Origin of the sequence: Halohasta litchfieldiae (assembly GCF_002788215.1) — an archaeon.
GTDB classification, from domain to species: domain Archaea; phylum Halobacteriota; class Halobacteria; order Halobacteriales; family Haloferacaceae; genus Halohasta; species Halohasta litchfieldiae.
In genome coordinates, this window is record NZ_CP024845.1 from 2042412 (window position 1) to 2054771 (window position 12360).

Below are 12360 nucleotides of genomic sequence, written 5' to 3' on the forward strand. Positions count from 1 at the left end.
GATGTAGGCGTTCCGTTTGGGATGCTTTCGGGAGCGCTGTTCACTTTCAGTCCGCGGTTAGCGATAGTTTATCCCCTCGGAGTGAGTAGTCGATACAATGGTCGCACAATCTGATATCGAAGGGCTTCCGGGCGTCGGTCCGGCGACTGCTGACAAACTCTCTGATGCGGGCTACGATACATACAATGGGCTGGCTGTGTCGAGTCCCCGCGAGCTATCCGACGCCGTCGACGTCGGGCAGGGAACGGCCTCCGACATCATCGCCGCGGCCCGCGAGGCCGCCGATGTCGGTGGGTTCGAAAGCGGCTCGACTGTTCTCGACCGCCGCAACGAGATCGGCAAACTCTCGACCGGTGTTCCGGCAGTCGACGAGCTGCTCGGCGGCGGCGTCGAAACCCAGTCGATGACCGAGATCTACGGCGGGTTCGGTGTCGGCAAATCCCAGTTTAGCCACCAGCTAGCGGTCAACGTCCAACTCGATCAAGAACACGGCGGGCTTGCGGGGCGAGCGATTGTGGTCGACACCGAGGACGCCTTCCGGCCCGAGCGGATCGACGACATGGTTCGCGGACTCGATCCGGAGATTCTGGAGGCCGAACGCGAACGCCGCGGGATCGAGGGGAGCATCGACGACGAGGAGACGATGGCGGCACTCGTCACCGACTTCCTGAAGTATATCCACGTCGCTCGCGCGTTCAACTCCGACCACCAAATGCTGTTGGCGAAAACTGCGGCCGATATGGCCGCTGAGTACGCTGACGACGACCGCCCGGTGCGACTGGTCGTCTACGACTCGCTGACTGCCCACTTCCGCGCCGAGTTCGTCGGACGGGGGGAACTCGCTCAGCGACAGCAGAAACTCAACCGGCATATTCACGACCTCCTGCGCATTGGCAGCCTCCACAACGTTTCCATCCTCGTGATGAATCAGGTCCAGAGTAACCCCGACTCCTACTTCGGCGATCCGACCAAGCCGGTCGGTGGCAACATCCTCGGCCACGCCTCGACGATCCGGGTGTATCTCAAAAACTCGAAAGCCACGAAACGTGTGTTCCGGCTTGTCGACGCACCGAATCTCGCCGACGGTGAGGCGATCTTGCGCGTCGAAGACGGCGGCCTGAAACCCGAGTAGGACAGTACAGCACCCGACAGCTACATATTGACGTCTTCGATGTGATCGGAGACGACCGCTTGGCCTTTCGCAGTGAGTTTCATGCCAGTTTCGATATCCTCGATCAGCTCTTTATCGCGCAGCTGATCGAGGATGACCTGTGTCTCGTTGACATCGCCCGTGAGGAGGTCTTGCAGTTTGGCCCGCCCGCCAGCACTGTACAGCGTGACCAGCGCCTCGATCTGTTCTTCGGTAAAGGTGAGATCTTCCAGCTCCTCCATCAGCTCGCTGTATTCGAGCTTGAGGAACCGACCCAAGAGGTTCAGCTTCCGATTGTTGGGGAGCGTAATGATCGTCGACAGTGTCGTTCCCCCGGAGGCGTGGTCGACTGTCAGTGCAGGACGCGTTTTCCCGCCCAAGTTGCGCTTTTCGCGGCCGAAGCTGGTCACCGAGCCCAGATCGATCTCGAAATCGCCGCCGTTGCCGTCCAGCCGGAGGGTGCCCTCGCTGAGCTTGAGCTTCATCTTTCGATCCCCGGCGTCAGTCACGCGGCCACCGCGTTTTGCCGGATGTTTGACGATCACGGTCTGGCCGCTGAGCAGGACCTTGAAAAATACCGTTTTGAACCGCTCGACGTTCTCGCCTTTGCCTTCGATGATCGCGGTTCGCTTGCTGTCGCCGTCGGCGTAGGCAATGGTGACGGTGTCGCTGAAAAACTCTGCGAGCGCTGGCGGGACCGTGCCGAGGTTGATGTCGATAACGTTCGACAGTGGGATCGTGGTTTTAAAATCGCCCGTCGCAAGCACGAGCCGTTTGTGGCTCAACAGGATGCGTCCAGTAACGGGCTCGGCCGACTCCACGTCCGCAGTGTGGAACCGGCCGACGAAATCCGCTACCGCTGTCTCGCTCATTATGTTTGCTTGTATGTTGTGTCCTCTTGACTGTTTCGCGCGACAGTCGCTAGTTTTATTTATACCTTTTCGGCTGGATGGGTTCTGTGGTTCGAGAGAACTCACAATGTTCGTAATTTTTCGGTCGACCGAATGATGGAACAGCAAACTCTAATGGGATGGGTACCGAATCGTGAACTGATGCCCACGGTAACTTACCTAAACTACGAGGTACTCGACGACGAAGGATGGGAGATCGACGACGACGATCTCTTCGCAAACGCAGAAGATGCCGGTCTCGATGACGAGGACTTTGGCTCGCTCGACGTCAACGAAGGCGAGTACATCCTCGAAGCCGCCGAGGCACAGGGCTTTGATTGGCCCTTCTCGTGCCGCGCCGGTGCCTGTGCGAACTGTGCTGCCATCGTCAAAGAGGGCGAGATCGACATGGACATGCAGCAGATCCTCTCCGATGAGGAAGTCGACGACAAGAACGTTCGACTCACCTGTATCGGAAGCCCGGCCGCAGACGAGATCAAGATCGTCTACAACGCCAAACATCTCGACTACCTGCAGAACCGCGTTATCTAAACGCAGCACAGAGATCCACCATTTTTTTGAGTGCTCTCCGGTGAGCGACAGCGTTCTCGGTTTCCCCGGCACCCTCAGTCGACACCTAAACACCTATCTACCCTGACGTTCCGACATGGAACAATGATCGCTTCGGGACCTGATCTGCTTCGGCTCGTCGTGTTGCCTATCTTCGCGTGGGCGGCGTGGCGAGATATCAACACCCGTCGACTGCCCAACCGACTGTGGCCACCGCTTGCGGCGCTTGGACTCGTCCTGCTTGGGTGGGAGGCCATCCAACTGGCTCCCTTCGGAACGCCTCCGGGGCAACTGTTCGTCGTTCAGGTCGGCATTAGTCTCCTTTTTATTGCACCGTTAGGCTATGCCTTCTGGTGGTTCGGTGCCTTCGGTGGGGCGGACGCCAAGGCGATGATCGTCCTTGCGATCTTGCTGCCGACGTTCCCCTCTTATACCCTCGGTAGCCTTGAACTTCCGCTGGTCGGGCTTGACACGTCTATCGGCGTCTTCTCGCTGACGATCCTCACGAATACCGTGTTGATCGCGGCGATTGCGCCAATCCTACTGGGGGTCGGGAACCTCGTTCGTGGCTACATCGAGCCGAAAGCGATGTTTTTCGCCCGGCCCGTGCGCGTCGACTCGATACCGGATCGCCACGGGAAACTGTTCGAGACGCCCGACGGCATCACCCGCAGTGGGCTGGATCTCGACGCGCTGCGGATGTACCTTCGGTGGCGCGGAACGACGCTGGCGAATCTTCAGGCCGAGCCTGAATCCCACCGCGCTCCAGAGACGGTCGACGAAACCCACGAACCAACGGATGGTGGTACCCACGTCGGTCCCCGGACTGACGGCGGCGTCGAGCAGACCGCAGTCGAATCCGACACCGAATCGGTCGACGATCCGTGGGTCGCCGAGCGGTTTTTCGAGGAGATAGACGGGACGGCCTACGGTTCGACGCCCGAGGGGCTCCGAGCGGCGCTTGAACTGCTGGCCACTACCGACCGCGAGACGCTGTGGGTTTCGCCCGGTCTGCCGTTTGTGGTCCCGATGTTCGTCGGCCTGCTTGTCGCCTTCAGCTACGGCGACCTGCTGTTCGGCCTGTTCGGCTGGCTCGGCTTCTTTTAAGTAGTCGGCTGCTACCAACGGGAAAGCCCTATTGGTCATCCACTCCTCGTTTGTGCCAATGACCGACCAGATCGAGGTCGACTTCGGTGAGGACGGACTGGTTCCCGCCGTCGCTCAGGATGCCGACTCGAAGGACGTACTGATGCTCGCCTACGTCTCTCCCGAGGCACTGGACGCGACTATCGAAACCGGGTTTGCCCACTACTACTCCCGGAGCCGCGACGAACTCTGGAAGAAAGGCGCAAGTAGCGGCCACCTTCAGGAAATCGAGGAGGTCCGTGTCGACTGCGATGCCGATACCCTCCTTTATATAGTTGATCAGGAGGGTGGGGCCTGCCACACTGGCCGGGAGAACTGTTTCTACCGGACCATCGACGGCGAAGAGGTCGCCGAAACCGTCTTCGATCCCGACGCTGTATACGAGTAACATGGCTGACGTCGCCACTGCGGCCGCCTCGACACCGGCCGCCGACGTGGTTGCGGAACTCGAAGCCGCGTACGACCGAATCCGGGAGATCGAAGCCGAGGTCGACGAGATCGGTGAGGCGAACGTCGAGGCGGCCGCCGACGCCTACCGGAACGCCACGCGACTGCTCGATAGCTACGAGGCCAGCGCAACCGGCACCGGCGATTTCGGTGCCTACCTCGAATTCCAAAACAAATTCATTGCGCTCGCCGAGAGCCTCCCGGAGTCGGCGATGGCCGCCGACGCCGTCCAGCGGGCCAGCGACCGAATGGACAAGCGACGACTCACCGCGGCGGATTTCGACTACGCCCGCGAGCAAGTCAACGAGGCCGCCGAGGCAATCGACCTGCTCGAAGCCCGCGAGGAGGCCCACGACGACTACCGGAGTGCGCGCCACGACGCCAAAGCACGGAACAAAGAACTCGAATCCGAGGTCGACCACCTCCATCACGTCCAAGAACTCGGGACGGCCGATCTCGATACCTCGCTCGATCCCCTCCGCGAGCCAGTCAAGAGCTACAACGCGGCCGTCCGCGAGGCCTTCGAGACGTTCCGAACCGCTGAGAGCGCCCGCGAACTGTTCGATCTGCTGGCTGCTGGCGCCGAGCGCCCGCTTGTCGGCGTCGACCGCCCACCCAGTGATCTCGCAGACTACATCCACTCTGCGCCGGCGGGCGAGGAACCGCTGTCGACGCTCCGGGAGTACGCCGAGTACTCGCCATCGAAACTCGACCACTACGTCGACGATCCGGGCGCGCTCCGAACCCATGTCTCGGTTCACCAGACCTATCTAAAGCGACTGGGTCCCGAACCGCTGCTGATCGACTGGCCGCCCGCCGAGGCCGGAGTGGTTCGCGCCCGGCTTCAGGAACTCGCCCCGCTCGTCCGTCGACTCGATGCGGCGACTGACAGGGCCGAGTCAAGCGGGGCGGAGTCGGATGAATCGGAGGGGGACAGCGAGCCGATTGAGCACCACCGTCGACAACTCGCGCGGCTGACTCGGACCGACGACTACGACCGCCTTCGGCAGGTGGCGGTTGCGGACGCAGAGTTGAACGACGAAGAGTTCGAGCGACTCGCTTCGGGCGCTATCGAGGACGATCTGGCGGCTGTCGAGGCGGGTATCGATGCTATCGACACCGCACTTGCGGAGTACACTGTTGACTGAAAAAGGGGACCGACGCTACGGTTCGATGGTTCGTGACACCCAGCCGCTCGGCCCGTCGGGGAACTGATCGGTCTCCATCTCGGGTTGGACGTTGCCATCAGCGTCGACCGCCCGCGCGATGACATCGGTTGGCTCGTCGGGCGAGAACGTGTAGCGCCACTGGTGCCAGCTGTCGACCGGCCCCAGTGGATCGGTGAGTTCTGCATTCGTCCACGAGGAGCCGCCGTCGGTTGAGACCTCGACACGGTCGATGTCCGCACAGCAGGCGTAGGCGTGGCCGCCGACGGTGACGCCCTCGCTGCTCCGGTCGACCGACCAGATTTTGGCGATCTGCCGGACTTCACCGGTGCCCGTCCAGCCACGATTTTCCCAGTAGCCCTCCGGCTCGTCGGTGAACTCCAGTTCGGTGACCCATTTCGTGTTCACTTCGCCCCAGTTGCCCGGGACCATCAGCCTGACCGGATGGCCGTGTTCCCGCGGGAGCAGCCGCCCGTTCATCCCGTAGACGACGTAGGATTCGGCGAGTTCCTCGCGGCTGGTGGAGACGAAGTAGTCGTCGTCGGCCCGCGAAATGGCCTCCTCAGCCTGCGGACCAGCCTCTTCGAGCAGCGTTGACAGCGGCACGCCGGTCCAGACCGCGTTGTCCATCTTCCGGGCGTTGAGATCCTCGCCGACACAGCGGAGCGTGCTGTAGAAGTGTTCGGCCTCCATCTCTTGGAGTTCGTCGTAGCTGATTTCGACCTCGTTTTCAACCGCGCCGGTGATCGTCAGCGACCACGTTTTGGCGTCGACCATCGGCGCGACGGTGGCGATGTCGACCGTGTAGAAGTTGCCAATTTCGCTCACGAGGCTGGGCGCACCGGGGAGATCGAACGCCTGCTGTTCGGCCGAATCGAGCATCTGCTGGACCTCGGTGGGCGGTGACGTGCCGCCGCCGAGGAACTGCACCGATCCCTCCGGGGTTCGCCGCTGGCCGAGCATGTAGCTCACTCCGGCGAGTCCGGCGACGCCGACCCCCGTTTTCAGCGTGGCTCGCTTGCGGTCGTCGACTTTGCGGGCTGTCCGGACACTCAGCGGATCGTTCGCACCGAGGAACGAAATGATGCCGACGACCAGTGCTGCCGGCAGGGCCGCCGCAGCCGCCGCGAACACTGCGCCGGTGGTGACCGCTGCGAGCCCCCAGACAGCCACACCAGTCAGCGGCACCGCGAGATACTGTCGACCGGTGGCGACCTCGATTTCGAGCAGTATCGTGATCACCACGGCGACGACGGCGACGACAATCGCCGCGGCGGTCGCGAGCCGTGCCGGTTGGGCGAGACTCCCGAGGGAGTCCAAGACCGTGTTGACGAGGAGTGCGGGCGTATTCTCGGTGAGAAAGGCGGCGGCTGGCTCGACGACGAACGACTGGCTGAAGCCAGTGTAGGCGTAGGAGCCGGCGACAGCACTGACTCCGGCGAGCACTGCGGTGATGACTCGCCAGAACCGTTCGCCCGAGGTGAGTCGACCGACGATGCCCATTAGCTTCCCCTCCGGTCGATCCGATGTTGTTCTGTTCGGTCGACGGTGGTTGGTGGGCCTCGCGTGCGGTCTCGTTGGTCCGAGACAGCAGTCGGCGGTGGGCTGGATAGAGATGGCATATCCGAGTCCACAACTCCCACCCGGTAATGGGTTTTTCAAGGTTCGTTCGAACTCCGTCTAGAATTGGGTCGACATCCGGGCGGCTACAAAAGGGATTATCGGGCGTCTTCGAGTACCGCTTCCATCTCGTCGGCGAGTTCGGTCGCCCGCTGTTCGGTGGTGGCCTCCGAGCAGATCCGGACTTTCGGCTCGGTGCCGCTGGGGCGGACCAATACCCACGCGTCGCCGTAGTCGAGCCGGTAGCCGTCGATGGTGGTGGCCTCAACGTCGCTGTGTTCGACGTATTCGGTCGCGGCATCGAGCAGCGATTGGAGTTCGGCCTCCGATTCGTAGCTGAGGTTGATGCGTTTGTTATGGTACTCTTGATACGGCGCAACGACCTCACTGGCTGGCTGGGCTGCGACGCGTTCGAGGAACTTCGCGCCGATATAAGGGCCATCACGCACGAGTCGATGGTTCGGGAAAAAGATGCCCCCGTTGCCCTCGCCCGCAATCGGCACCGACCGGCCCTCGGCCCACAGCTCTTTGACGCGAGTGATGATGTGGGTCGCGCCAATCGGCGTTAGCTCAAGTTCCGCGCCGACTCGGTTACAGACGTCGACCAGTCGCTGGGAGACGTTAACCGCGGCGACCGTCGAATCGCCCGCTTCGAGTTCACTTTCGGCAAGCGCTGCCAGCGAGGCGTCGCCCTCGATAAAGCGGCCGGTTTCGTCGAAAAACACCGAGCGGTCGGCGTCGCCGTCGTGGGCAATGCCGACGTCGGCATCAGTCGACCGGACGAGGTGGCCGAGATCTGCGAGGTTTTCGGGGACTGGTTCGGGGAGTCGACCGGGGAAATGGCCGTCGGGCTGGGCGTTGACTGTGATGACTCGACAGCCCAACCGCCGGTAGAACTCGGGGCTGGCGAACGTGCCCGCACCGTGGCCGGGATCGAGCGCGACCGTGAGATCTGCGTCGGCGATTGCCTCGCGGTCGACCGAGTTCACGAGCGAGTCGACGTAGTCGCGGTTGACCGTCTCGATGGTGGTCGTTTCGCCGACTGCGTCCCACGCTGCGGTGTCGAACTCCTCGGTGAGGACGTGGTCTTCGATTCGTTCGAGGATGTCGACCGAGAGTTCGACACCGTCGGCTCCGATGAGTTTGACGCCGTTGTACTCCGGCGGGTTGTGCGAGGCGGTCAGCAGGACTGCGGGGATGCCGTGGCGTTCACAGTAGTGGCCGACCGCGGGGGTCGGCGTCTGGCCGAGTCTGTCGACGTCGAGACCGACAGTTGCGAGTCCGGCGGCGGTGGCATCAGCAAACAGCTGTCCGGTCGTCCGGGTGTCGGTGGCGATAGCTGCGCGGTCGGCCTCCCAGACCGTCCCGGCAGCCTTCGCCACCCGAAGGACGAACTCGGGGGTGAGGTCCCGCCCCGCAACCCCCCGAGCGCCACTGGAGCCGAATACCTTCATACCTCTCTGTCAGTCGGCTGCTTCATATCGTTTCCGAACCAGTCGCTTCATGCGTTCTCATATGATACGTATTCCTCCGCTTCAATCGCCCGCCCCTCGAACGAGAGCTGTCTTCGGTCGACTGGTGATTTCGGCGGAACTACCAACACGTCACGCTGGTATTTTGTCTTTTGCTTACAGTCTACGATCTCCATACGAAACGGAGGGGGTTCCGTTCGCTCACCGATTGAGCGTGTGAATCGCTTGGCCCTCGGCGTTTTCGGCGGCCTCCATCACTGCCTCGGCAAGCGTTGGATGGGTGTGGACCGTCGACGCGACATCCTCTAGCGTGGCTCCGAGTTCGATTGCCAGCGTTATTTCGGCGATCAGCTCCGAGGCTTCGGGACCGACGATTTTGCCGCCCAGCACGAAACCACTCTCCTCGTCGGCGATGATCTTGACGAAGCCATCGGTGTGGCCAGTCGTCAGCGCCCGGCCGGAGGCACGGAACGGCATTTCGCCGACAACTGGCGTGAATCCAGCCTCCTCGGCCTCGGTTTCGGTCAGCCCGACGGTTGCGATTTCGGGATCGGTGAACACCGCCGCCGGGATCGCTTGAACATCCATCGCGGCTGGCTCGCCAGCAACGACTTCGGCGGCGACGATTCCCTCCTTCGAGGCGGCGTGGGCCAGCATTGGATCGCCAGCCACGTCGCCGATTGCGTGGATATGGTCGACGTTGGTCCGCATCCGATCATCGGTCGGAATCACGCCCCGATCCGTGGTCTCGATGCCTGCGTTGTCGAGATCCAGCGTGTCGGTGACCGGCGCGCGACCCACGGCGACCAGCACCTTGTCGGCTCCGTAGGTCGACTCCTCGCCGTCTTCAGTTTCGGTCATCACCATGACTCCCTCCTCGCCGTCGGCCCAGCTACTGGCTCCTTCGCCGAAGTTGAACTCGATGCCTAGGTCTTCGGCTTTCGAGCGAATGATCTGGGTGACGTCCTCGCCGTAGGTCGGCAGAATATCATCCAGCATCTCAACCACGGTCACTTCACTGCCGAGTTTGGCGAATACAGTCGACAGTTCCATCCCGATGTAGCCGCCACCGACGACGACCAACTGATTGGGGATCTCGGTCGCAGCGAGCGCGTCGGTCGAACTCCAGACGTGGTCGTCGCTGTACTCGAAGCCCGGAATTTGAATGGGCCGCGAGCCGGTGGCGATAATCGCGTGTTTGAATTCGATGGTCTCGCTGCCTTGGCCGTCGCCGCTGTGGGCGATTCGGGCGGTGTCTTCGTCGACGAAACTCGCGGTGCCTTCGATGAGTTCGACGCCGTTTGCCTTGCAGAGCTTTTCGACGCCGCCGGTCAGTTGGTCGACCACTCCGTCTTTCCACTCGTTCATGGTGGGGAGGTCGACGTCGGGATCCGCAGAGATGCCCATCATTTCGGCGTTGTCGACTTCGTGGGCGAGGTCAGTCGCCGTAATATAGGCTTTTGAGGGGATACAGCCCGTATTTAAACAGGTGCCGCCGAAAGCGTCCTTTTCGACCAGTGTGACATCAAGATCTCGTTGTGCAGCGCGGATGGCGGCCACGTAGCCGCCGGGGCCTGCGCCGATGACCAACAGATCAGTTCCGGTTGTAACGTCTCCTACGACCATACGCTGTATTTAGTACGGCGTGGTAAAATCCCGACCCTTGCTTATGAGCAGCGTAACTTAGTTGAGTGTGTATGCAGACTGTATACACATGAGTACCTCAATTCGGGTCTCGGATGACACCAAACAGATGCTGCAGAGCCTCAAACGGGACGACGAGACGTTTGATGAACTACTGGAGCGTCTCGCACAGAGTGAGCAGCCGATTGATATCGGTGCGTGGAGTGAGGAAGACGCTGATCGAGCACGTGAGGCAGTGAAACACTCGCGGGAGAGCTTTGAGTAGTGACGTTCCTCGATAGCTCCGTCATTATCGATATGCTAGCAGGCGTTCCGGACGTCGTTACCGCCGTCGAACAACGTGGACAACCCTATCTTACGTCCTCGCTCTGTGTGTTTGAGGTCATCCATGGGAAACTCGGTTCTGGCGAAACCGATGTCGTCGGCGTCCGCCAGCAGTTCGGTGGTGTTCAGTCATTGGAATTGAACGAACAGATTGCACTGGAAGCCGCCCGAATGCAGGACGAATTACTGGATGATGGCGACCGAATGGCGGTTCGAGATCTGCTTATCGCAGCGACCGCACGGTCGACTGGTGATGAACTCGTCGTCGCAGACGCTGACTTCGAAACCCATCAGCTCTCGACGATGATGGATGTTACAAACCTTCGCCGGGACCACTGAGAAACGCTCCAACTACGTCGACTCAAGCAGGAGTCGATTCGGCTGTTCGAGATAGTCGATCACACGGTTGGTGAACTCTGCACCCTCAGCGCCGTCGATCACGCGGTGGTCAATCGACAGCGACAGCGGGAGTGTCTCACGGGCAACGACCTCGTCGCCGTCCTCGTGTTCCTCGACAACGGGCCGCTTTTCGATTGCACCGAGGCCAAGAATGGCCGTCTCTGGATGGTTGATGATTGGGGTGGCGTACTCGCCGCCAATCGCCCCGTAGTTCGTAATCGTGAACGTCCCGCCCTGCATCTCCTCGCGGCTCAATTTGCGCTCTCGGGCTCGCTCGGCGAGGTCGACGACCTCCTCGCTCAGTTCGAGGATCGTTTTCTGGTCGACATTCCGCACGACCGGCACCAAGAGTCCAGCGTCGGTTGCCACCGCGACCCCGATATGGTAGTCGTCTCTGAGAACGACCTCCTCGTTGGTTTCGTCGAGCGTCGAGTTGAGAACCGGCATCTGCTTCAGCGCGCGCACGACGGCTTTCATCACGAACGGGAGGTAGGTCAGCCGTGCGCCGGACTCTGCGGCGACGGGTTTGAGCTCTGTCCGGAGGTCGACCAGATCCGAGACGGTTGCGGTGTCGTGGTGGCTGACGTGGGGGATCGTCTCTTTCGACCGCACCATCTGCTCGCCGATTGTCCGGCGAATCCCGCGGTAGGGGATGCGTGTTTCCGCGCCGTCGACCGCTGGCTCGGCAGCCGCCTCACTGACTGCCGCGGCGTCGGCGGCGTGGGCATCCTGTTGGGCCTCGGCATACGATCTGACATCGGTCGGCGAAACGAACGGTTGGCCCTCGCGTTCGACGTCGGTTGGCACCGCGTTGATGTCGATGCCCAACTCGTCGGCCAGCTTGCGGGTCGCCGGGGCGGCCGCCGTTCGGTCGCGGGTCGCGGCTTCCGGGGTCGGTTGTGGTGACTCGCTCGCGGCTGTCGACGCAGTCTCGCCATCGCTAGCCAGTCCGGCCCCACTCACCGACTCGCCGCCCTTCGAGACGGCTGACTTCCCGCTGGGCGTGAACGGTTTCGGTCCGGATGTCTCGCCTTCTGTTTCATCCTCGTCTCCGCTTTCGGCTGCTTCTCGAACGTCCTGCTCGTTGATGCGGCCTGCCTGCCCCGAACCGTCGACCGTCGCGATGTCGACGCCGAGTTCGCGGGCCAGCCGCCGGACTCGTGGCGGGGCGAACACACGACCTTCCGATGTCGTGACTTCTTCGTCCGCCTCAACTGCCGCGGTCGTATCCCGCTCCCTGTCCGGTTCGGCCTCACTCTCGGCTTCCGCGTCGGTTTCGACTGCATCCTCGTCGACGTCGAAAGAGATGATCTCGTCGCCGACGGGGACGATGGTCCCCTCGTCGACGAGCAGTTCTTTGACCGTCCCGTTGTACGGTGAGGGGATTTCGACGAGCGATTTGTCCGTCTCGACTTCGGCGACGGGCTGGTCTTCGGTGACTCGCTCGCCGGGCTCGACGAGCCACGTGACGAGTTCGCCTTCCGCGACCCCTTCGCCGACATCAGGAAGTGTGAACGCTTTGACCGCCATGG

13 protein-coding genes are annotated in these 12360 nt (G+C 61.9%); 7 read left to right on the top strand and 6 right to left on the bottom strand.

The features are described from left to right. Nucleotides 1-97: 97 nt before the first annotated feature. The gene (radA, locus tag HALTADL_RS10395; protein ID WP_089671925.1) at nucleotides 98-1132 is read left to right on the top strand and encodes a DNA repair and recombination protein RadA; all 1035 of its coding nucleotides are present in this window, start codon (nucleotides 98-100) and stop codon (nucleotides 1130-1132) included. Nucleotides 1133-1152: 20 nt separating this feature from the next. Here radA and HALTADL_RS10400 read toward each other — a convergent pair whose 3' ends face one another. Beyond that, nucleotides 1153-2022, bottom strand: a complete 870-nt coding sequence (locus tag HALTADL_RS10400; RefSeq protein ID WP_089671928.1) for a CheF family chemotaxis protein — start codon at nucleotides 2020-2022, stop codon at nucleotides 1153-1155. Between the two features lie 180 nt (nucleotides 2023-2202). Here HALTADL_RS10400 and fer point away from each other — a divergent pair, with 180 nt between their 5' ends. The 4 genes from fer (at nucleotide 2203) to HALTADL_RS10420 (ending at nucleotide 5351) form a co-directional block, all read left to right on the top strand. Beyond that, a complete protein-coding gene (gene fer, locus HALTADL_RS10405; protein WP_089671930.1) occupies nucleotides 2203-2592 on the top strand; it encodes a ferredoxin Fer in 390 nt (129 codons plus the stop codon). A gap of 123 nt (nucleotides 2593-2715) precedes the next feature. Next, complete coding sequence (locus tag HALTADL_RS10410) at nucleotides 2716-3717, top strand: A24 family peptidase (RefSeq protein WP_089671933.1); 1002 nt, start codon at nucleotides 2716-2718, stop codon at nucleotides 3715-3717. A gap of 58 nt (nucleotides 3718-3775) precedes the next feature. Beyond that, nucleotides 3776-4144 (top strand): phosphoribosyl-AMP cyclohydrolase, encoded by a 369-nt coding sequence (gene hisI / locus HALTADL_RS10415; RefSeq protein WP_089671935.1) that lies wholly within the window; start codon nucleotides 3776-3778, stop codon nucleotides 4142-4144. 1 nt (nucleotide 4145) lies between these two features. After that, nucleotides 4146-5351: a DUF7118 family protein gene (locus HALTADL_RS10420; RefSeq protein WP_089671937.1), complete on the top strand. Its 1206-nt coding sequence runs from the start codon at nucleotides 4146-4148 to the stop codon at nucleotides 5349-5351. Nucleotides 5352-5366: 15 nt separating this feature from the next. Here the strand turns inward: HALTADL_RS10420 and HALTADL_RS10425 are convergent, their stop codons facing one another. From HALTADL_RS10425 to lpdA, 4 genes are all read right to left on the bottom strand, one after another. After that, a complete protein-coding gene (locus HALTADL_RS10425; protein WP_089671939.1) occupies nucleotides 5367-6872 on the bottom strand; it encodes a molybdopterin-dependent oxidoreductase in 1506 nt (501 codons plus the stop codon). Between the two features lie 215 nt (nucleotides 6873-7087). Further along, nucleotides 7088-8443, bottom strand: coding sequence for a phosphoglucosamine mutase (gene glmM, locus HALTADL_RS10430; RefSeq protein WP_089671941.1), 1356 nt, complete (start codon nucleotides 8441-8443; stop codon nucleotides 7088-7090). A 47-nt stretch (nucleotides 8444-8490) separates the two neighbouring features. After that, nucleotides 8491-8637 carry a hypothetical protein gene (locus HALTADL_RS17365; RefSeq protein ID WP_162551712.1) on the bottom strand — a complete coding sequence of 49 codons (147 nt, stop codon included), beginning with the start codon at nucleotides 8635-8637 and terminating at the stop codon, nucleotides 8491-8493. 25 nt (nucleotides 8638-8662) lie between these two features. Next, nucleotides 8663-10087 (bottom strand): dihydrolipoyl dehydrogenase, encoded by a 1425-nt coding sequence (lpdA, locus tag HALTADL_RS10435; protein WP_089671942.1) that lies wholly within the window; start codon nucleotides 10085-10087, stop codon nucleotides 8663-8665. An 88-nt stretch (nucleotides 10088-10175) separates the two neighbouring features. Here lpdA and HALTADL_RS10440 point away from each other — a divergent pair, with 88 nt between their 5' ends. Together HALTADL_RS10440 and HALTADL_RS10445 are read left to right on the top strand one after the other, a co-directional pair. After that, nucleotides 10176-10370 (top strand): antitoxin VapB family protein, encoded by a 195-nt coding sequence (locus HALTADL_RS10440; RefSeq protein WP_089671944.1) that lies wholly within the window; start codon nucleotides 10176-10178, stop codon nucleotides 10368-10370. Further along, entirely contained in the window at nucleotides 10370-10768 is a 399-nt protein-coding gene (locus HALTADL_RS10445; protein ID WP_089671946.1) for a PIN domain-containing protein, read from the top strand. Before HALTADL_RS10440 ends, HALTADL_RS10445 begins: the two co-directional genes overlap by 1 nt. Nucleotides 10769-10780: 12 nt before the next feature. Here HALTADL_RS10445 and HALTADL_RS10450 read toward each other — a convergent pair whose 3' ends face one another. After that, the gene (locus HALTADL_RS10450) at nucleotides 10781-12358 is read right to left on the bottom strand and encodes a dihydrolipoamide acetyltransferase family protein (RefSeq protein ID WP_089671948.1); all 1578 of its coding nucleotides are present in this window, start codon (nucleotides 12356-12358) and stop codon (nucleotides 10781-10783) included. Between the last annotated feature and the right edge of the window lie 2 nt (nucleotides 12359-12360).

What these genes read in the sequence shown, in the direction of transcription:
- radA (WP_089671925.1), top strand. Translation starts at nt 98, where the DNA reads ATGGTCGCACAATCTGATATCGAAGGGCTTCCGGGCGTCGGTCCGGCG.
- HALTADL_RS10400 (WP_089671928.1), bottom strand. Translation starts at nt 2,022, where the DNA reads ATGAGCGAGACAGCGGTAGCGGATTTCGTCGGCCGGTTCCACACTGCG.
- fer (WP_089671930.1), top strand. Translation starts at nt 2,203, where the DNA reads ATGCCCACGGTAACTTACCTAAACTACGAGGTACTCGACGACGAAGGA.
- HALTADL_RS10410 (WP_089671933.1), top strand. Translation starts at nt 2,716, where the DNA reads ATGATCGCTTCGGGACCTGATCTGCTTCGGCTCGTCGTGTTGCCTATC.
- hisI (WP_089671935.1), top strand. Translation starts at nt 3,776, where the DNA reads ATGACCGACCAGATCGAGGTCGACTTCGGTGAGGACGGACTGGTTCCC.
- HALTADL_RS10420 (WP_089671937.1), top strand. Translation starts at nt 4,146, where the DNA reads ATGGCTGACGTCGCCACTGCGGCCGCCTCGACACCGGCCGCCGACGTG.
- HALTADL_RS10425 (WP_089671939.1), bottom strand. Translation starts at nt 6,872, where the DNA reads ATGGGCATCGTCGGTCGACTCACCTCGGGCGAACGGTTCTGGCGAGTC.
- glmM (WP_089671941.1), bottom strand. Translation starts at nt 8,443, where the DNA reads ATGAAGGTATTCGGCTCCAGTGGCGCTCGGGGGGTTGCGGGGCGGGAC.
- HALTADL_RS17365 (WP_162551712.1), bottom strand. Translation starts at nt 8,637, where the DNA reads ATGGAGATCGTAGACTGTAAGCAAAAGACAAAATACCAGCGTGACGTG.
- lpdA (WP_089671942.1), bottom strand. Translation starts at nt 10,087, where the DNA reads ATGGTCGTAGGAGACGTTACAACCGGAACTGATCTGTTGGTCATCGGC.
- HALTADL_RS10440 (WP_089671944.1), top strand. Translation starts at nt 10,176, where the DNA reads ATGAGTACCTCAATTCGGGTCTCGGATGACACCAAACAGATGCTGCAG.
- HALTADL_RS10450 (WP_089671948.1), bottom strand. Translation starts at nt 12,358, where the DNA reads ATGGCGGTCAAAGCGTTCACACTTCCTGATGTCGGCGAAGGGGTCGCG.